Source organism: Enterovibrio litoreus (assembly GCF_045679545.1).
Lineage (GTDB): Bacteria > Pseudomonadota > Gammaproteobacteria > Enterobacterales > Vibrionaceae > Enterovibrio.
Window position 1 is genome coordinate 650,419 of the sequence record NZ_CP166195.1, and the last position, 18,219, is coordinate 668,637.

At 47.4% G+C, this 18,219-nt stretch carries 17 protein-coding genes; 5 read left to right on the forward strand and 12 right to left on the reverse strand.

Translation table 11 applies throughout. The annotated features are described in order from the left end of the window. Positions 1-93 precede the first annotated feature (93 nt). The 7 genes from AB8599_RS18355 to AB8599_RS18385 all read right to left on the reverse strand — a co-directional run bounded on the left by AB8599_RS18355 (position 94) and on the right by AB8599_RS18385 (position 6,163). Positions 94-1,839: a lysophospholipid acyltransferase family protein gene (locus AB8599_RS18355; protein ID WP_407334341.1), complete on the reverse strand. Its 1,746-nt coding sequence runs from the start codon at positions 1,837-1,839 to the stop codon at positions 94-96. Positions 1,840-1,980: 141 nt separating this feature from the next. After that, on the reverse strand, positions 1,981-2,412 hold the full coding sequence (locus AB8599_RS18360) for a YHS domain-containing (seleno)protein (RefSeq protein WP_407334342.1): 432 nt from the start codon (positions 2,410-2,412) through the stop codon (positions 1,981-1,983). Positions 2,413-2,476: 64 nt separating this feature from the next. Then, a complete protein-coding gene (locus AB8599_RS18365; protein ID WP_407334343.1) occupies positions 2,477-2,905 on the reverse strand; it encodes a YHS domain-containing (seleno)protein in 429 nt (142 codons plus the stop codon). A gap of 137 nt (positions 2,906-3,042) precedes the next feature. Beyond that, on the reverse strand, positions 3,043-3,798 hold the full coding sequence (locus AB8599_RS18370; protein ID WP_407334344.1) for an NRDE family protein: 756 nt from the start codon (positions 3,796-3,798) through the stop codon (positions 3,043-3,045). Beyond that, positions 3,799-4,374 carry a DinB family protein gene (locus AB8599_RS18375; RefSeq protein WP_407334345.1) on the reverse strand — a complete coding sequence of 192 codons (576 nt, stop codon included), beginning with the start codon at positions 4,372-4,374 and terminating at the stop codon, positions 3,799-3,801. Positions 4,375-4,460: 86 nt separating this feature from the next. Beyond that, a complete protein-coding gene (locus AB8599_RS18380) occupies positions 4,461-5,537 on the reverse strand; it encodes a D-alanine--D-alanine ligase (protein WP_407334431.1) in 1,077 nt (358 codons plus the stop codon). Positions 5,538-5,584: 47 nt separating this feature from the next. Further along, positions 5,585-6,163, reverse strand: coding sequence for a DedA family protein (locus tag AB8599_RS18385; RefSeq protein WP_407334346.1), 579 nt, complete (start codon positions 6,161-6,163; stop codon positions 5,585-5,587). A gap of 246 nt (positions 6,164-6,409) precedes the next feature. On the opposite strand from AB8599_RS18385, the gene AB8599_RS18390 reads away from it, so the two are divergent. From AB8599_RS18390 to lhgO, 3 genes are all read left to right on the forward strand, one after another. After that, positions 6,410-6,772, forward strand: a complete 363-nt coding sequence (locus tag AB8599_RS18390) for a nucleotide pyrophosphohydrolase (protein WP_407334347.1) — start codon at positions 6,410-6,412, stop codon at positions 6,770-6,772. Between the two features lie 207 nt (positions 6,773-6,979). After that, on the forward strand, positions 6,980-10,723 hold the full coding sequence (locus AB8599_RS18395; protein WP_407334348.1) for an EAL domain-containing protein: 3,744 nt from the start codon (positions 6,980-6,982) through the stop codon (positions 10,721-10,723). Positions 10,724-10,843: 120 nt separating this feature from the next. Then, entirely contained in the window at positions 10,844-12,034 is a 1,191-nt protein-coding gene (gene lhgO, locus AB8599_RS18400; RefSeq protein WP_407334349.1) for an L-2-hydroxyglutarate oxidase, read from the forward strand. A gap of 406 nt (positions 12,035-12,440) precedes the next feature. On the opposite strand, the gene AB8599_RS18405 is transcribed toward lhgO, so the two are convergent. Continuing rightward, positions 12,441-12,860 carry a type II toxin-antitoxin system PemK/MazF family toxin gene (locus tag AB8599_RS18405; protein ID WP_407334350.1) on the reverse strand — a complete coding sequence of 140 codons (420 nt, stop codon included), beginning with the start codon at positions 12,858-12,860 and terminating at the stop codon, positions 12,441-12,443. A gap of 318 nt (positions 12,861-13,178) precedes the next feature. On the opposite strand from AB8599_RS18405, the gene AB8599_RS18410 reads away from it, so the two are divergent. Together AB8599_RS18410 and mltC are read left to right on the forward strand one after the other, a co-directional pair. After that, positions 13,179-13,553 carry a hypothetical protein gene (locus tag AB8599_RS18410; RefSeq protein ID WP_407334351.1) on the forward strand — a complete coding sequence of 125 codons (375 nt, stop codon included), beginning with the start codon at positions 13,179-13,181 and terminating at the stop codon, positions 13,551-13,553. 289 nt (positions 13,554-13,842) lie between these two features. Next, a complete protein-coding gene (gene mltC / locus AB8599_RS18415; protein ID WP_407334352.1) occupies positions 13,843-14,946 on the forward strand; it encodes a membrane-bound lytic murein transglycosylase MltC in 1,104 nt (367 codons plus the stop codon). 74 nt (positions 14,947-15,020) lie between these two features. Here mltC and AB8599_RS18420 read toward each other — a convergent pair whose 3' ends face one another. The 4 genes from AB8599_RS18420 to AB8599_RS18435 form a co-directional block, all read right to left on the reverse strand. Continuing rightward, positions 15,021-16,226, reverse strand: coding sequence for a sensor histidine kinase (locus AB8599_RS18420; RefSeq protein WP_407334353.1), 1,206 nt, complete (start codon positions 16,224-16,226; stop codon positions 15,021-15,023). Next, on the reverse strand, positions 16,223-16,921 hold the full coding sequence (locus AB8599_RS18425) for a response regulator transcription factor (RefSeq protein ID WP_407334354.1): 699 nt from the start codon (positions 16,919-16,921) through the stop codon (positions 16,223-16,225). The genes AB8599_RS18420 and AB8599_RS18425 overlap by 4 nt, the downstream gene beginning before the upstream one ends. Before the next feature lie 26 nt (positions 16,922-16,947). Then, positions 16,948-17,247, reverse strand: a complete 300-nt coding sequence (locus tag AB8599_RS18430; RefSeq protein ID WP_407334355.1) for a hypothetical protein — start codon at positions 17,245-17,247, stop codon at positions 16,948-16,950. A 122-nt stretch (positions 17,248-17,369) separates the two neighbouring features. Continuing rightward, positions 17,370-17,918 (reverse strand): PepSY domain-containing protein, encoded by a 549-nt coding sequence (locus AB8599_RS18435; protein ID WP_407334356.1) that lies wholly within the window; start codon positions 17,916-17,918, stop codon positions 17,370-17,372. Between the last annotated feature and the right edge of the window lie 301 nt (positions 17,919-18,219).

Sequence of the window (18,219 nt, forward strand, 5' to 3'; positions counted from 1 at the left end):
TGTTTTTATTGGGTGCTTATATCAAGAGCGAGACCAAGATCTAGAGCATACACTTAAACCTTCAACCTTAAGCCATAAGTCAGCAAGGTTTGGCTAAAGCACTTGATGGCTTTCGAGGTAAGTCTCTGCTTGCTCTTTGCCCATGTAGCGCCCCAATGTCTTGGCTTGCACGTTTCGTAAATCCACCACAATCAAGCCGTCTAATGCGTTGTTAAACGCCGGATCGACATTGAAGCACACCAACTTACCGTTTAGGCCAAGATACTGACGCAGCAACACAGGCACGCCTAAACCACTACTCATTCGGCTGATCACTCTCGACAACACTTGCATATCACCCAGCGCTGACAGCATGGAAGTGTGCCATGGCACAGGCTCTGAGGTTTCCAATGGCGTGGTCGGTTTCACCAACTGCGCCATGTTGTCGTCGTAATGGTGAATACTCAAACTTTCAGCCAGCAGACGTCTCGCCTTCAACGGATAGTCATTGCTGATGCTTACCGGGCCAAACAAGGTGGTGATATGCGAATGACGGCTCACGTATTCCGCAATGCCTTTCCAAAGCAACAGCAATGCCGACAAGCTGCGCTGATATTTTTCATCGATCACCGAGCGCCCCATCTCCAGCGATACGTTCATGCTCTCGACAAACCGCTGATCATATTGAAACAGACTACTCGAATAAAGCCCTTCAATGCCGTATGTTTTCACGATGTCTTGCACTTGGCCTAAGCGGTAAGCCCCCACCATTTGTTGCGCATCTCTGTCCCATATAAACAGGTGCAAATAATAGTTATCGTAGTCATCCAGATCGCACGAAAGCCCAGTTCCCTCGCCGACGGCGCGGAAGTTGACTTCACGCATGCGCCCGATTTCTTTAAGAATACTGGGGATATGCTCGCTGGTTGTGCAATACACATCAAATTCGCCCGACGACAGTAACTTGGCATCATCTGGCAGGCTTTTGATTTCTGCCTCAATAACGTCTGCGCCAACCGAATCAATGATGGGTACGCCATCAATACTGGCTGCCACATTGGGGGCTTTTTCTTGATTTAGCAGGTAAGTGTTCAAGCGCAAGTAATTAACAAGCGCATCATCATTTTCAAATGCCCGACACTCTTTCCATTTCAAGGGTTCACCGATGGTGAGAGGGATAGGTTGCCCACGCTTGTTCAGTAACTCTCGCCCAAGTAATACGGTGCGAAGCATCGGGTGAATCGTCCCTGCACGATAAAACTTACGGCTGTTACGCCCACCAATAAACACGGGCACAACAGAGGCTTTGTGCTTTCTGACAATTGCCGCCACAGAGCGGCTCCATGCTTTGTCATTCAAGGTGCCATGTTCATCAAAGGTAGACACTTCGCCGGCAGGAAATACCAGCAGTAACCCACCTTGACCGACATGCTGATGTGCTTCCCGCAAGGCTCGCATATTGGCGCGACGTGCACTTTCGCCCTCGAATACATCCACACCAATGAACAAGTCACTTAGCTCAGGAATACGCTTGAGGTAGTAGTTGGCGAGCACTTTCACGTCAGGTCGCACTTCACGCAGCACTTTGGCAAGGATCACCCCTTCTACGCCGCCGAGCGGATGGTTAGCAACCACCACTGTGCTTCCCGAGCGGGGAATATGATCGACTTCTTGCGTCACGACACGATAGTCAATGCCAAGTACATCAAGGGTATAAGTCAGAAAATGATCGGTATCGATACCTTCAGGGCGAAGGCGATAATATTTGTCTAATTTGCGGAGCCCTGTGAGGGACTCCACCGTTTTTTCAACCACGCCAAATGGCGTTTTTCTTGGCAACAGAAAGGGGCTGGTATTCATTCTCTTTCCCTCATAGAACGTTGTGTGTTCAGCACACAACGTTTCCTTGCTATACGCCCAATGGCAAAGTGATATTAAAAAGTCCCTAACTGCTGCCCACTCACAACTCAATGGTTTAGAAACATGAGACCCTGATGATCTTTAACGTTTCGCCCAGTTTTTATCGCCTCTTTGAATGAAGCCCTCAATATCTTGCTCCCACAAAGCAAACGTCTTGGCGCTGTAGTTCAGATAAAGTTTGTCATTAACGATTTTCCAAATCGTTGGATCACCCGGTGCGAGACCATCATTTTCAGCAATTGCCCATGCGCAGTGCCCACCGTATTGAGGCGCATACTGCTCTGGGTTTGCCAAAAATTTGTCCAGATTCGCTTGATTAACAAACTTCCAGGTCGCGCCTTCATATTCTGTTTTAAATTCACCTTTTCCTTCCAATGGCTTGCCATCAAAAAATGAAACGGTGTCATACCCACTTACAGCGTCATTATTAAAAAAACCCGTGTAGATCTCTTTTGCAGCAAATACGTTGGTTGAGAATACAAGCATGAATAATGACAGTAATAGCGATTTCATGAAAATAGTGCCTTCTTAGCAATGTTAGAATGAATGTTGCGTTGAAAATACAGTCGCAGGTTGATTACCGTTTTGCCCAGTTCAGATCACCTTGAACAATGAACCCAGGAACATCTTTTTCCCATTTGTTCTGCACGGATTCGTCGTAATTAAGGTACAGCTTGTTATCAACGATTTTCCAGTAAGCAGGGTCACCAGGCGCAAGGTCATCTTTCTCTGCAATGGCCCATGCGCAGTAGCCGCCATATTGCGGGGCATACTGCTCAGGATTGGCCAAAAACTTGTCGAGGTTGGCTTGGCTTGAAAATAACCACTCCGCACCTTGGTATTCTGTTTTAAAGTCAGATTTTCCTTTGACTGGCCCGCCTTCAAAATAAGAAACCGTGTCGTAGCCACTCACGGCTTTATTACTGAAAAAACCTGTATATACCTCTTCAGCTGCGAACGTCGCCGCGGAAAATAACAGTGAGATCAGTAGTAAAATTCGAGACATTTCATTACTCCATTTTTTTAATAACTCGTTGTTGATAGATATGACCGAGCAGTGCACTTTTCCTTTCACACTCGTTCGCAATTTGCGACGTTTCTAATCACTTTTTTTTGAGTCAATGCTCACGTCAATCTACCTATTCAACCCTGATCACTTACCACCAATTTAAGTGACAATGACTTTCTCGCCAGTGCTCTCGTGACCGCTTTTCCATGTTGGCATGGCGGACCATCCACGTAGACCATTTCCACCTGATCGGGGGTCACTTTGAGGTGGGTAAAACTTACGGTATTGGCGTCTTCACGGTGCATACACACCGATTTATAACCCGCATCGGGAACGTGAGAACGATGAAATTCCCACGCTTTTTTAACACTGCGTGGCTCTGTCATCATCGCGGTATGTGCCTGTCGGCGCGCTTGCATCACTTCGGCAAACGCAACCGATGAAGAAATCATGGGTTCAATACTTGGCCTTTGGGTCAGCACATGACCGTCCCATTGAAATGCGATCACATGACCTTGGCGCGTCGACAAATCAGGCGCAAACACCAACAGTGTGAATGGCGCGTAAGAGCCTAGATGGAGAGTGTTTAGTGTCGCGACCACATCTGCCACTAGAGCAGACGGCGCGAGCATTTTCACCAATAAGCCTCGGCTTATCAGTGGCAATTCGGGAATGTCACCTTGGTAGTAATTCAATAAACAAAGCGATAATCCATGCTGATTGGTCGCCATCCACGTGCCGCCACCATCAGGGTCCACGGGCATCATAAAAGCAGTATTGCGGTGCGAAAACGTTTGAGGAGATAAGGCGATCGCACGCCCTTTTTGTTCATCGCGATTAAAAAACACGTCGTAGCCCGACTCATTCAGCAACCAACTTACCGTGCACATTTAGTCGCCTCCTCGATAGAAAGTCGCGGTCGCAGGCGCCATACCAAAGGTCTCTGCGGTGGATATACCCTGCGCGCACAAACTCACGCGAATCAACGCAAAGTGATGCACCGCATGGCTAGCAACGAAAGACAACTCTCGACCAAGCGTAGATTGTGTTACTGACGCCACATGGTGCTTCAAGCTCACTTCACCACTAATGTTCATGACCGTTGAAAGATCCGCTTCGCGTATCGTTTCCAGCCAAGAATAGAGTGATATCCACTCATCAATGGCAATGGTTTTGTTTTTCTCAACAGGGTGGGCACGGCGACGAAGGTCGTAATCAACGAAATCAGATTGTGGCCACGCTGTGATGGCGTGAAAAACATCAAGAATGTGGCGCATGTGCTGCCCGATAGTGCTTTGCAGGTAAGGCGATGCCACATGGTTATACTGTTCATCAGACAGCTGATGGAGCAGCTCTAACGCTTGCGCGGCAACATCCATCCCTCCGATGACTTCGGCTGGCGCATTGACTGACGCGTTATTTACAGCGCTGGGATTGTGATTGCTCACGGCATCCTTTGCTAACATGCTTTCCCCTTCATTTTTTGCATACTCTTATTCTTAGTTTTCTGACCCAAGCTCATTGATCGACAAACGCTGTCATCCAAAGAAGATTAATCCGTCGATGGATAGTGCTGCACTAAAGCTTTTTCACGCCGCCACGCCTTATAAAGCGAAATCAATGTCGGTACCTTGTGACCCGATTTACGCTGTAAATCGCCAATTTCAAACAAGATACGATACTGTTCTAACAAGGTTGAGAAGGCGTCTTTTAGCGTCGCGCCTCTATCCCAGATATGGGCAGCCTCACTACTCGCACCATTGACTTCGATAAGCGCAAAGTCGTCACCGCGCATGAGGCTTTCAATATCACGGAACTTGAGATCGATACGCCCGTAGTGATAACCGGGAAAGTCATCGAAAATTTCATCCAGCCTTTCCACCAAGGCGTCAGTGATGTATTCACTGCCATTTCTAAAGATAGCGCCTCGACAATGACTACCTGCAAACGCCAACCTAAATGTTTCACCAGCCGCTAACACCAAATCGAGCCTGTCTTCATGCCTAGCGCGATACAGATGGCGTAATTTTCCAGCACGGGGGTCATCATCAATTAACTGCGCTAACGATCGTTTCCCATCGCCCACCACAAACGGGTTGTACTTCAGCGTGAGTGAAAATATCCGACCACGCTTTTCGCCAGGATAACGCACGTAAAACACGCCTGCTTCGGCGTTGTAAGGGGCTTTCTTTTGCAGCATGAGTCGCGCCCCATCAGGGAAAAGGCGCAGATATTCTTCTAATTCAGCCTTGTTCTCGACCAAACGTACGCCCGCACCACGACACCCTAAATCCGGTTTTGCTACCACAGGAAAACCTAACCCTGCTTGATGTAACGCCGCGAGCGCTTGATGCGCTTGCGTTTCTGCTGACACGGTCGATTTTTCCCACATCACATAAGGCAAAATCCACGGCTTGGCTATTTCTCCTGCCAACGACAAAATCGCGTCTTTGGATTCCCCCACCATGCCACTTAACTCAATACCAGGATTGGCGATGAGGGGTAAACTTGCACTGCGATATTTAATGCCGTGCCAAATCCATTGCACAGCTACAGGTGTGTAAAACACCCAACCAGGCCAAAATTCAAATGCGGAAACAGGGTTACCATCCATGTTAAGCGGCGGCATTCCATGGTTAACAGGCAGAGCCGGTGCTGTTTTTTCTTCCACCAATTTTAATGTGTGCAAACCGCTTTCTCCTTAAGCTTGTTGCCTGCAAAACGGTTAATTGCAATAAGCAAAATCAATACGATAGGGATGAGCGCCCAACTGATATTGCTGTTGACCCACTCGATCGCCCCGAGTTGGTAAACCAAGGTAAACACAATGGCTGTCCATAGTGCGGTCGCCAATAATACGGCGGGCAAAAATGCGCGAAGCCCAACGCGGAAAAAACCACTCAGGCAAAAACCCACAAAGCGCAAACCAGGAACGAAGCGGATGAGGAAAAGATTACTGACCGCATGTGCACGTAATTTTTTGCGAATAAGCCTAACGCTCGGCTTGGTCAGCAGGAATCCGCGCAACCTTCGCCACTTTCTCGCCCAAAGCCCCAGCGCATATAAACCGACATCACCACTGGCAATACCCACAAAAATCGAAAGCAATGCCATAGGCGCTGACATCACCCCCTGAGACGCGGCAACACTCGCGGTAATAATGGCAAGATCTTCAAGCAGGTATGACAGTAAGATCACAGCAAAAAAGAGCGTTAGCGGTGAATACTGTAAAAGGGTTGTCGTTATGTCATTCAAAGAGTTGGCCTACATGGCTGTTGTTCACTTAGAGAATAGACAGGATCAGACTCATTTCGCTTTCAGATTTTTCATAAAGTCTTAAAATTCACAAAAATAGGACACTGCATACTCCAATTTTGTACCACCACCTCAGATTTGCGGATGTCGACTTGTCTATGCTCACGGCTATTTTCGCGGTGTGATTAACGTGACAAACTGAAGCGACACTTACCCAACGACGCTTACCTAACGAGTAAAAACAGCATGAAAGAGACATCAGCATCCCCTTTTCTTCGCTTGCAGAATGAAATGGAAGACTTCGCCAAAGCGCGAGATTGGGAGCAATTCCACAACCCCAAAAACCTTGTTATGGCTTTAAGCGGTGAGGTGGGCGAGTTGGCGGAATTGTTTCAGTGGTTAACGCCAGAACAAGCCGCAGATTTTCCCGCAGAAAAGAAAGAAGCCTTGGCACATGAACTGGCAGACATTCAGCTTTATCTGCTTCGGATTGCCGCAAAATGCAACGTTGATCTCGAAGACGCCTGTGATAAAAAGCTCGCGCTTAACCATGAAAAATACCCCATAGAAAAGTGCTTTGGTCGCGCGGTGAAATACAACGAGCTGTAAATCCCCTCGCTACAAACGACTAAAAAGCCTAATTTCGCATCCCATTAATGAGACTTAGGCTAAACTTTTCCAATGAGCACACACATATCGCGGTCCCCCTTTGGGCGGCGGCTAGGGTAGTGCTCATCTAATCCCGCTAGCAGTCAGGATAAGCAATTAATTTTTCACCATTAAACAATTTTTCACCATTAAACAATGGATGAGTAGATGACACTCTCTGACGAGCAGGCACATTCTAAAGACTTGTTTCCAGACGATGCCTTGCTCACACGGGCGATCCTGCTTTTTATTGCCTGCTTAACCCTTTCGCTTACATGTATCTACTTGCTTAGGCAACCGGGTAGCGCAGCGTTCACTTGGTACGCGAATGGCTTTGCCATCGCGATGGTTGCACTTGCCCCCCAGTCACAGCGATTGGCGCTCATTGGCAGTGCATTCGTGGCTATTTTGCTGGCAAATCTCCTCTTTGGTGATACACCCTTTCAAAGCATTCAACTGGCACTCTCCAACACCGCCACGATAACCGCAGGAAGCTATTCACTCGTTTATGCCAGCAGACACGCATCACCATTTCTGTCCATGCCGAGTTTTTTCCTTTTCATCGGCCTCACTGTTACCCTCAGCCCGTTGCTTGGCGCTATCGCAGGTGGCTTTACGTTGCACCAAGCGCTGGACATTCCGTTTCAAAACCTAGCATTGGCTTGGTATTTCGGCGACGTAATCGGCATTTTAGCCATTACCCCTGTGACTTATGTTTTGTTAAAACGGCCAATCGAACTGCCATCGTCGTTCTCCAAAGTGAAAACGATGAGCTTGATATGCGGTATCACCCTGCTGTCCGGCTACCTTCTTTCACATATGACATACCCTTTCATCGCAATCGCGTTTGCATTAACTTTCGCCTGCGCAATCTTGGATCGACTATCCGCGTTTATTACCGCATTTCTGGTGTCATTTGTTCTCGATATTCTGCTCATTTCACCATCAACCAATCTCACCCTCACGGACGTTGCCGTTAATCCCGGGAACTTGTTGCCGCCGATAGCGGGTGCGATGTTGATTGGTATTTTACTGGCGGTGAAATCTGCCAAGCTGCGGCAAATTCAGAAAATGAGTGATGAGAAAGCGGCCTTATTTTCTGGTGCGATGAATACGTCAGTGATCGGCATGGTCATCATGTCACCTGAAGGCAACATGATTAAAGCTAACCGCAGTTTCCTTGCCTTTGTCGGCCTGAGCGACGAAGCGCTTCAAAAAAAGAATTTCTATCAACTGATTTTTCATTCAGACAAACACAACCTTAATGAGCAATGCCAAAAACTGATAGATGAAGAAACCGACAACTTCCAACTGGCATTACGTTTTTTAACCAAAAACAAGCACGTTGTGTGGGCAAAAATTGGCGTTTCTGCGGTCAAGGACCGTTGGACTGAAGATGTGATTCATTTTGTCTATCAAATACAAAACATCGACAAAGAGCGCCGCATTGATGCGGAGCGAAGCATATGGGCTCAGAAGTTTGAATTTGCGCTGGGCATAAACCGTATTGCGGTTTATGAAATGGAGTGCCACACCAAGTACATGCACCTTTCAGAAAATGCGTATCAATCCATCGGCATTCACGCTCACAACGTTAAACGTTTGTATGAGTGGATGGCGCTCATTCATCCTGAAGATCTCAGAGAGTACCAACATTCTGTCTCTCGCATCGGTTTAGAACCCGTTGCCATGGAATATCGCTTACTTGACGATGAACAAACCTATCGATGGATACGCGATTGCAGCCAGCCCATTGAACAAGCGCCTCACAATACAACCAAGATTGTGATTGGCACGATTACGGACATTAGCCATGAACACAACGCATCGAATGATAACAAGTCGCTGGATCGCCTTGCATTGGCGTTAAAATCTGCGCAGTTCGGCGTTTGGGAATACGACCCTTACAACGATGTACTGTTTTGGAATTCTGAAATGTACACAATGTTTGGGATGCAAATTGGCGAGTTCATTGATAAGCGCATGTGGCGCAACTTGCTTCATCCTCATGATCGCCGCCAATTTGATTCCATGTTCACTCTGGCGAACAATGAATCTCACTACCAGACCCATGTCAGGCGTATGCTAGATGGTGAGGATGGTCTTCATCATTCAATCATGGTCAAAATCACCAACGACGGAGTGCAATCACATTTGGTCGGTGTCTGCGCACTCACGCCAAACCCCTCAGCGCCACAGCGACAAGCAACTGCACAGACGCAGCTTGCCTCCGCCATTCATGCTGTCAGTGAAGGTATTATCGTGTTGGACACCCATCTCAATATCCAAGTGATCAACCAAAGTGCCCGCGATATTACCCATTGCACCGCTGAAAGTATTGGCAAAAGTATCGATGCTTGTTTCACTTTGTTTGATGATGACACTTTGCTAACGTTTGAATATTTACTGATACGAGAACCTAGTGATGATTTTCTACAGGGCAAGGCATTCTGGCTCCAGACCAATCAAGGCCTAGACGTTCAAGTTGCGTTGTCGGTCAAGCCTGCGCTATCAGAAGGCGGTACACTCGATGGGTGGATTCTTACGCTACAACACACAGCGAAAGCCAGTTGGATGGACAGATCCGACAACGATTTACGATTGGATAGAGTCACTGGCCTGCCCAATCGCCGCGATTTCGAACATGTCTTACAGCACCATATTGATACGCTTGCACATAAGCAGGGGGAGCACACCCTTGCAGTCGTTGAATTGCAGGGGTTAGGGGCGCTGACCGATTCACTCGGTCGACCTGCACGTGATCAGGTGATCAAATCTGCAGCACTGGTTCTTAAAGTCAGTGCACACAAAACGGGATACCTAGCGCGGATCAGCGATGACAGGTTTGCTATTTTGCTCCAACACTGCTCGCCATCTCATGCGATTGAAGTCGCTAAAGAAATCACCATCAAATTGAACCAGATCAAGTACACCCACAATACGGAGGCGTTCTCAATAGAAAGCGCCATCGGCCTTGCTGCTGCGGATTCGATAGACATTCTCCCTTTGCAATTGCTGTACCACGCTGAAGTTGCCTTGGCACTTGCCGTTGAGGGTGACACACCCAAAGTGTCACTCTTTGATGAATCAACATTGAAGAAAAGTATGCAGCTCAGCAGAGATAATCTGTTGCAACAAATCGACACAGCGATTGATCAAAACTCATTCACTTTGCTTTGTATGCCGATTGTCCCTCGACGTAACGGCCTTTCAACATGGCATGAACTTTTGATCAGAATGATCACAGAAGAGGGGCAGTTACTGCTTCCTAACCAGTTTTTCACTGCCGCTGAGCAGACAGGACGCCTGATAAATATTGAACGCTGGGTTTTCACTGAAGTACTGGAGAACCAAGCTCAGGCGCTGCATAGCGCCAATTTGTCTGTCGCTATCAACATTTCATCAGAGGCTTTTTACAACAGCGCCTTTATTGAGCATTGCACGGCACTGATCAAGCAAAGCGTGCTACCTGCTTCGAATCTGTGTATCGAAGTCAAAGAAGGCACACTGCTGATAGACCTCATCAAAGCCAGAGAGATCATCTCAGCCTTCCGTGCACTGGGTTGTGAGATAGCTATTGATAATTTCGGTTCAGAGCTCACCTCGTTCACCCATTTGAAAACACTCAACATCACTATGCTGAAAATTGATGGCAGCATTATTTCTCTGATGCGATCGAGTCGCGTTGAAAAACGTATCGTCGAATCCATCAAACAGATTGGCGATACCCTCAACATCAAAACTGCCGCGCAGAAAGTCAACAATGAAGATGACTATCAGCAAGTACAAGCTGCCGGGCTCGACTACACGCAAGGCTATGTGTTTGGTGAACCGCTTCCGCTTTCTCGCGTCATCAGTTCAGCAAAAGCGGGGATCAGTAACAGACTCATGTTCCCAAAATCTGCCAGCTAACACTCTCCAGCCACTCTTTCGCATCACAGCCTCACAATCCCTTCATTTTCATTTCGGTCTTTTTCGCCTTCAATGCTAACGTTGAACGACACGAATTGGACGCACAGCTAGGATTGGCAAATGAAGAATTGTGACTATCTGATAATTGGTGCAGGCATTGTCGGGCTTAGCGTGGCGCATGAACTGCAAACTCGCTATCCCGATGCGCACGTCGTGGTGGTGGATAAAGAAGATCACGTCGCCAGTCATCAAACCGGTCGCAACAGCGGTGTGATTCACGCCGGTGTCTATTACACGCCGGGCAGCATGAAAGCCAAATTCTGTACCGAGGGGAACCTAGCGATTAAAGCGTTTTGCCGCGAGCACGACATTCCTTTTGAAGAGTGCGGCAAACTGCTGGTGGCCACGAATGACGTAGAACTTGGTCGCATGGAAGCATTAAAAACTCGCGCCCAAGAAAACGGATTGGAATTCGAGGTTTTAGACGCCGCGCAACTCCACCAGAAAGAACCCAACATTGAAGGCGTTGGCGCGATATTCGTGCCCTCAACGGGCATAGTCAGTTACCGCCAGATCTGCGAGAAACTCGGAACACTGATCAAGGAAGGTGGCGGCGAAGTTTTATTTAACGCCAGTGTTGAATACATACAAGAAACCAATGAGGGCGTGACCGTTGTTGCCGGCACCCAGATCATACATGCAGACAAAGTGATTGCCTGCGGCGGTGTCATGTCAGACCGCATTGTGCGAATGCTCGGCAAAACGCCAGATTTTCAAATCGTGCCATTTCGCGGTGACTATTTCCAACTGCCGCCAAAACACAATGCGATTATTTCTAGCCTGATTTATCCCATTCCCGATCCTGCACTGCCCTTTCTCGGCGTCCATCTCACCAAGATGATTGATGGCTCGGTCACCGTCGGCCCCAATGCGGTGTTAAGCCTTGCCCGGGAAGGATACTCGCGGTTTTCATTTTCTTTTAAAGACACCGCAGAGATGCTGCAATACGTCGGTTTTTACCACGTTATCAGACGCAACTTTACTTCGGCGATGAAGGAGTTACGTAATGGGATATGGAAACCGGGTTATCTGAAGGAAGTACAGAAATACTGCCCGTCACTGACTCAAGAGGATTTACTCGCGTATCCTTCCGGTATTCGAGCGCAGGCGGTCTATCAAAACGGCGACATGGTGGACGATTTCTTATTCCATCAAACCCCACGCACCTTGGTGGTATGCAATGCGCCATCGCCTGCCGCCACGTCATGCTTTCCGATTGCGAGCTTCATTGTTGATAAATTAGACGCATAGAAATGGTTTGTTTCGAATGTAAACCACACAGGCAGTTATTAGCTTAATACACTACTCGCCAGAATCTGTTACTTGATTTGCCCCAGATGAGCCAATGGGGCTTTTTGAGCGCAGTGATAACAAAAAGATTGAGCTTGTTGTGGCGTTTAGGCGAGAGCGGTTGAATGTTGGGTCTATGCATACTAAAAAACAGAAACCCCCGCCTAGGCGAGGGTTTATGTATCGGCAGCACCATAATAGCTTGTTATCGCCTTTGTATGGGCTGGCTGTATTCCGTGAATACAGTCTTAGTGCATCTCTACAAGTAAAATTGTAGGAGCGGGAACACATTGATCATAAGGTTTCATTATGGATAAATCAACCTAGGTTTACATATTTGCGATACTTCTCGGTAGTTCAGCGCGATTTACAGATGTTCACAAAGGTGTCCCAAATTCATGCCATGAAGTACGCAGCTAAGTACCTTCCTCATGTTTTCTCGGCTGAGACTCTGTTTAAAGTAAATGCGTTTTTGGTTGTCTCGCCCCAAACGAATGTAATCGAGTCGATCAAATGAAACGGTGTAAAGCATATCTCCTTTTAACCATGTTTCTTTGCCCTGAAAAAAATCATCCCTAGGTAAAAATTTATCTTCAATATGCATGTGATGGTTTAGAGTTGGCTCAGGCTTGGCCGTGCTTAAACACGCAATTTGAACCAGTTTTGGTCCCTTACGACTAGATCTTGTCACAATAACAGGGCGCCGCTTTACCATTTCAGGTTCTTTCATCCCTTTGAAATCGCACATTAGGATTTGCCCTACTTGCGGGGAGTACTGTATTGCCAAACTAGTTCCTTTTTTATAAGAGTCATATGAGCAAAGTTGCTTAACTGTAAATGTTGTTTACTATTTTCTAGCTTGTTATGCAAATAGTGAGGCGATAACTAATTGTGTGCCTCTCAAAGAATATTTAGGGTTCGATGCTCTGTTGGCGACTCGACCTCCTCGATTCAATATCCTTGTGCAAACACGCAAAACGCTCCTTCAATCAATAAAAAATACCGCAAATCTTCCTCGGCAATCCTGTCTTGATGTCTGTTGAGATAGCATTTTGCTAGAAAATGCTCATAATCTGGCTACAAAATACTTAAAGAAAAATGACCTATGACTGAGTTTCAATATTACTTTCATCAACTTCCTTGTTTTAACTGTAAAAAAACCACAGTCAGCACGGATCTTGGGTGGTTAACGACTGCGATGAAAGATGATGTCGTCGCGCAGATGGCTGCGATTATCGCGCAAGGCAAGGTTGAACCCGACCTTTCGGTGAACGTGACGTGCACAAAAGAGGAAGCGCGTGATTACTTATTGCTGAATTTCTACGGTTACTCAGAAGAAGAACTGGCAAATGAAGTGAAAGCGGAAGATGAGCAAGAAGTCGCGGATGAAATAGCAGAGCTGCTGGCAGAAGGCAACGAAGCAGCCGTCTTTGAACATGAAATCGTACTTCAAAGTTGTACTGATTGCGATATTGATTAAGCGTCAAACCACGAGCAACCATTACACGTTAAGATGTACGTCATCCGTGACATGATGTTCAATTTATTCAAGGCGTTAGCAAGCTAGGGTTTGTTAACGCTTTTTTCGTTTTTGCGTCAATATTATGATGTAAGCACCCTATGATCTTCCATAAATTCCTTTTCTTTTCTTAAGCCTAGGCATAGCATCGTCGCCTCTATTCAATAGGCGGCCGCTTTCCATCACATTCATCCGCCAACCAACTAATTAAAAGACACTCTTCCTTTAGAAAAGAGCTCACAACAACACTATGAAAAAATCTATTCTATTTCTCTGTACGGCTCTCATGACGGGCTGTGCAATACCACCTGAAAGCAATGACCATTACACGCCGCCTATTGCGGGTGAGCCAATTTCCGATAGCAACAAAAAAGCCATTGCGGCGCTGTTTTCTCTGCTCGCCAAAGAAGCGAAGAAACAATGGGGCGAAGACGAATACATCGAATCCAGCAAACATCGCTACGTCAAGTATCTCGACGGTTACCAGACTCGCGCGCACATCGACTTTGATGCGGGAAAAATCTATGTTTCAACCGTGTCGCAACAGAATCCAATGGAAAAACTGCACAAGGCGATTGTTCAAACCGTGCTTATGCCTGCCGATCCAAAAGATGTTGAACAGTTCTCAGACAAGGATATTCAACTCAAAGGTAAGCCATTTTTCTTGGGGCAAGTGGTCGATCAGGAAGGCAAATCAATCGAGTGGGAATGGCGAGCGAATCGCTTTGCGAGCTACATGATTGATAACAAACTGCAATCCAAAACCATCAAGAAAGGTAACGCCTACTACGTGCAAATCGACATGGTGAAAGATCACCTTGCCCAACGCGAATATCAATACGCCCACTTGGTGCGTGATGCTTCTAAGCGCTATGACATTCCCGAAGCGTTGATTTATGCGGTGATCAAAACCGAAAGCAGCTTCAACCCCTATGCAGTGAGCCATGCGGGTGCGTATGGTTTGATGCAGGTGATCCCAAAAACAGCCGGGGCGGATGTGTTTAATCTGGTGAAGAAAAAGCCAGGAATGCCAACCAAAGAATACCTGTTTGACCCTGCTAACAATATCGATACTGGCGCAGCGTATTTATACATTCTAAAAACGCGATATTTACGCGACGTAACCAACCCCTCTTCACGGCATTTCAGTATGATATCGGCATATAACGGCGGAACTGGCGGTGTACTGGCGACATTCCACACTGACAGGAAAAAGGCGATGGTGGTATTGAATCAGCGCTCGCCAAGTCAGGTTTACGATGCGCTCACGACGAAGCATCCTAAAGATGAAGCCAGACGATATCTGCAAAAAGTGCTCTATTTCCAAAAGGACTTTAAGGAAGGGAAGATCTAGCCACACTTGCCTGATTGAAACAGCGCCCCCTGCAGATTTTTCTGTATCGGGGGCGTATTGGTTGGCGGCGTGGCTTAGCGTGGTATGGAAACCATCACACCCAACCCCGGCTTGCGGTCGGTCAAGATGATCACACCGTGGTGCAACCCTGCTACGGCTTTAGCAAGAGAAAGCCCTAACCCTAGCCCGCCGTCTGTTCGGCTCTTGTCGACGCGATACAAGCGCTCGAACACGCGCTCTTTTTCAGCATCAGGAATGCCGGGACCGTTGTCTTCGACTTTGAGCCAGACTTGATTGTTTTCTCTCTCGTAACCACAGCTTAGCGAGATCTGGCTTCCTTCAGGGCAATACCGCAGGGCATTTTCGATCAGATTCGCCACTTGTTGGATCAACAGCTCTCTGTCGCCTTGCAGCAGCAAAGGCATATTGGGCTTTTCAACCACCAGCGACATGCCCGCATCTTCCGCAACATCGCCATAGATTTCGGCCACCGTATCGATGATGTGTACCAAATCAATCTGCGAGAATCGACTGCGTCTCGCGCCGGATTCAATTTGTGAAATACGCAGCAAGGCATCAAAAATGGAGGCTAATCGCTGCGAGTCCGCCAATGCATGATCTAATTCCTGCATAAAGGGATCTTGTTCCGTCACCTTCAGCGTTTCCGCTTCTTCTCTCAGCGTCAATAGATTATGGCGTAAACGAGTGATTGGCGTTTTCAACTCGTGCGCAATGTTGGATGAAATATCACTCATGGCGGCGACAGAACCTTCAAGGCGTGACAGCATTTCGTCAACCGACACTGAAATACGCGCCAAATCATTGTGCGTATGTTGCTCTCCGGTTCGGACAGACAAATCACCATCCGCTGCCGCATTCAACACACGCTCAATGCGTGTCATGCGTTTTTGACTATGCCGCCCCATCGCCACCACTAGCACCGTGGTCAGCAAAGAGACCAAAACACCAGCTAGGATGAATCCTGATGTTAATACCGCGAGGATTTCGTCATCTTCAATCGGGTCGTCATCAACCTTCTGCTTTCCGTGGCCTTCGATTAACGCGCGGGATTCTTTTACGATCTCGCTATTTTGATCGCTAAGTTCATGTTCGACATAGACAAACGTCACCGCCGCCATCAAAAATAGGCTGAGCAGTGACACGGCACCAAACATTAACCCTTGCTGAGTGGCAGAGGTTTTCATCCACTTTGGAAGCGCATCAAGCAAGCGACGGATTGATAAATACTGACGCGCAGAAGCAGTGAGCTTTGCGATCATTTCACTTCTCCGCCGTCTTTATTTTCTAGCTTGTAACCCACGCCGCGTACGGTTTGGATCAGTGAGTCGCCGAACGGCTTTTCAAGCTTGTTTCTCAGTCGGCTAATATGCGTTTCTACCACGCTTGTTTGCGGGTCGAAGTGGATATCCCACACGTGTTCTAGCAGCATGGTACGTGTGATAACTCGTCCAGGATGGCGCAGGAAGAGTTCTAGAATACGAAACTCTTTCGGTTGCAAATCAAGTGCAACACCTTGGCGAATCGCGGTATGTTCAAACAAGTTTATCACCACATCGCCAAAACTCAGTTCAGGGTTGGTTTCGTTGGATTTGAGTACTGAGCGACGCGACAATGCCGTGACGCGAGCCAGCAATTCAGAAAAAGCAAAGGGCTTAGTCAAGTAGTCATCGCCCCCAGCTTCTAACCCTTCCACTCGGTCGTCAACGCCACCAAGGGAGGTTAGAAATAAAATCGGAGTGCCAATTTGTGCGGCACGAAGTGCTTTTACGAGTGACAAGCCATCCAGTCCGGGAAGCATTCTGTCGACAATCGCCACATCGTATTGTTCTGCCATGCAAAGGGTCAGCGCATATTTTCCGTTGTCGGTCACTTCGACCTGATGACCTGCTTCACGTAACCCTTTTTCCACAAAACTGCTGAGACTTACATCGTCTTCAACCAGTAATACTCGCATGAGAACTCTCTCTTGAAAGCGGCAGCTTAAGCCGCAGCGATAGGTGCTTCGTTAGTCGTGTTATTGATTGGATTGGCGACGTCGTTTTTAAACTGACGCTGTTTCCAAGCGGCAATAATCACCGCAGTAACACCAGCTAACAGTGTGATTCCTAGTGTAACCAGTCCTAGCATGAAAAGCAGGGAAAAGCTCAAAACCCCAGCAACCGCTGCGAAACCATTCTCTCGAACTTGTTTTGCCAGTGCTTTGGCGCGCAGCCACAGCTTGGACATAGATAGCTTGGACATAGATAGCTTCGAGATAGATTGACGGATAGATTTAACCATTATTCACTCCTTGAGGGCGTCAAACGACGACGCCCCTTATCTTTATTGACTGCGGCGGTATCGGCGCAGCCATCACGTTCACTTTGCTTAGGTATGTTTTCGCTCACTGAAAGTGCGACGACTTATTTGGCCGCCACAGCGACAGCATCAATGCGTGTTTCAACACGCTTGCCGTTGGCATCTAACAGTTCAACGTCGTACGTCAATTTGCCGAAATGATCATCCGCATCCACGCTCCACGCCTTGCCGTTAAACTCCGTTTCGGCTTGCATCACGGCTTGCTCCATAGAAAGAAATTTGCCACTGTTTACACCTGACAACCACATGGCGTCTTCAACTTGGTCATCATGGTCATCGTCATGATCACGGCGCTTTTTGGTTAAAATTACGTCGCCAGTTTGGGCATCTACCACGGTGTGAATTTCTTGCCCGTCAGCGGCCGACAATTCGATTTCATACACCGCTTGACCTTTTTTCATGTCGCGCTCTGCTTCAAGCGGAATACCGCCTGTTTCATTCTTTGCGATTTCTACGGCTTGAAGAAGAGATACCGCATCTTGATTTAGCGATGTTGGTGCATCACCTGCGTTCGCTGTACCCATTGCCATCATGGCGCTCATACCAAGAAGTACAGAAATAGCAGCAGGCTTAAAATTGATGTTCTTTTTCATGGTGAAGTCCTCGTTATTAGTTTTGGTTCAACCGGAATGTCTCTGTCGATGGAGCCACTTTACGCGCTGACGTTGTCAGGAAGTTTTCCTGAACTATACATTTTCGTAAGGTTGGTGCCAGCGGGTTGTCTTCTTAATAACAATTCCGGAAATCAGGGTTTTACACTGTAAAAAGCGGATATCCGTAAACATGATCTAGGCTTCATCATTGAGGCGCGGTCAGCCTATTCAATGTGACAATGAAAATTTTTTTGCAACAGTGGTGAGACACACCAGCGTGTTGCCCACTTGAGGAATGGCT

Coding starts and splice junctions, on each gene's coding strand:
- AB8599_RS18390 (WP_407334347.1), top strand. CDS start 6,410: ATGAAAGAGACATCAGCATCCCCTTTTCTTCGCTTGCAGAATGAAATG.
- lhgO (WP_407334349.1), top strand. CDS start 10,844: ATGAAGAATTGTGACTATCTGATAATTGGTGCAGGCATTGTCGGGCTT.
- AB8599_RS18410 (WP_407334351.1), top strand. CDS start 13,179: ATGACTGAGTTTCAATATTACTTTCATCAACTTCCTTGTTTTAACTGT.
- AB8599_RS18365 (WP_407334343.1), bottom strand. CDS start 2,905: ATGTCTCGAATTTTACTACTGATCTCACTGTTATTTTCCGCGGCGACG.
- AB8599_RS18380 (WP_407334431.1), bottom strand. CDS start 5,537: ATGCCGCCGCTTAACATGGATGGTAACCCTGTTTCCGCATTTGAATTT.
- AB8599_RS18355 (WP_407334341.1), bottom strand. CDS start 1,839: ATGAATACCAGCCCCTTTCTGTTGCCAAGAAAAACGCCATTTGGCGTG.
- AB8599_RS18420 (WP_407334353.1), bottom strand. CDS start 16,226: ATGATCGCAAAGCTCACTGCTTCTGCGCGTCAGTATTTATCAATCCGT.
- AB8599_RS18425 (WP_407334354.1), bottom strand. CDS start 16,921: ATGCGAGTATTACTGGTTGAAGACGATGTAAGTCTCAGCAGTTTTGTG.
- AB8599_RS18430 (WP_407334355.1), bottom strand. CDS start 17,247: ATGGTTAAATCTATCCGTCAATCTATCTCGAAGCTATCTATGTCCAAG.
- AB8599_RS18360 (WP_407334342.1), bottom strand. CDS start 2,412: ATGAAATCGCTATTACTGTCATTATTCATGCTTGTATTCTCAACCAAC.
- AB8599_RS18395 (WP_407334348.1), top strand. CDS start 6,980: ATGACACTCTCTGACGAGCAGGCACATTCTAAAGACTTGTTTCCAGAC.
- AB8599_RS18370 (WP_407334344.1), bottom strand. CDS start 3,798: ATGTGCACGGTAAGTTGGTTGCTGAATGAGTCGGGCTACGACGTGTTT.
- AB8599_RS18375 (WP_407334345.1), bottom strand. CDS start 4,374: ATGTTAGCAAAGGATGCCGTGAGCAATCACAATCCCAGCGCTGTAAAT.
- mltC (WP_407334352.1), top strand. CDS start 13,843: ATGAAAAAATCTATTCTATTTCTCTGTACGGCTCTCATGACGGGCTGT.
- AB8599_RS18435 (WP_407334356.1), bottom strand. CDS start 17,918: ATGAAAAAGAACATCAATTTTAAGCCTGCTGCTATTTCTGTACTTCTT.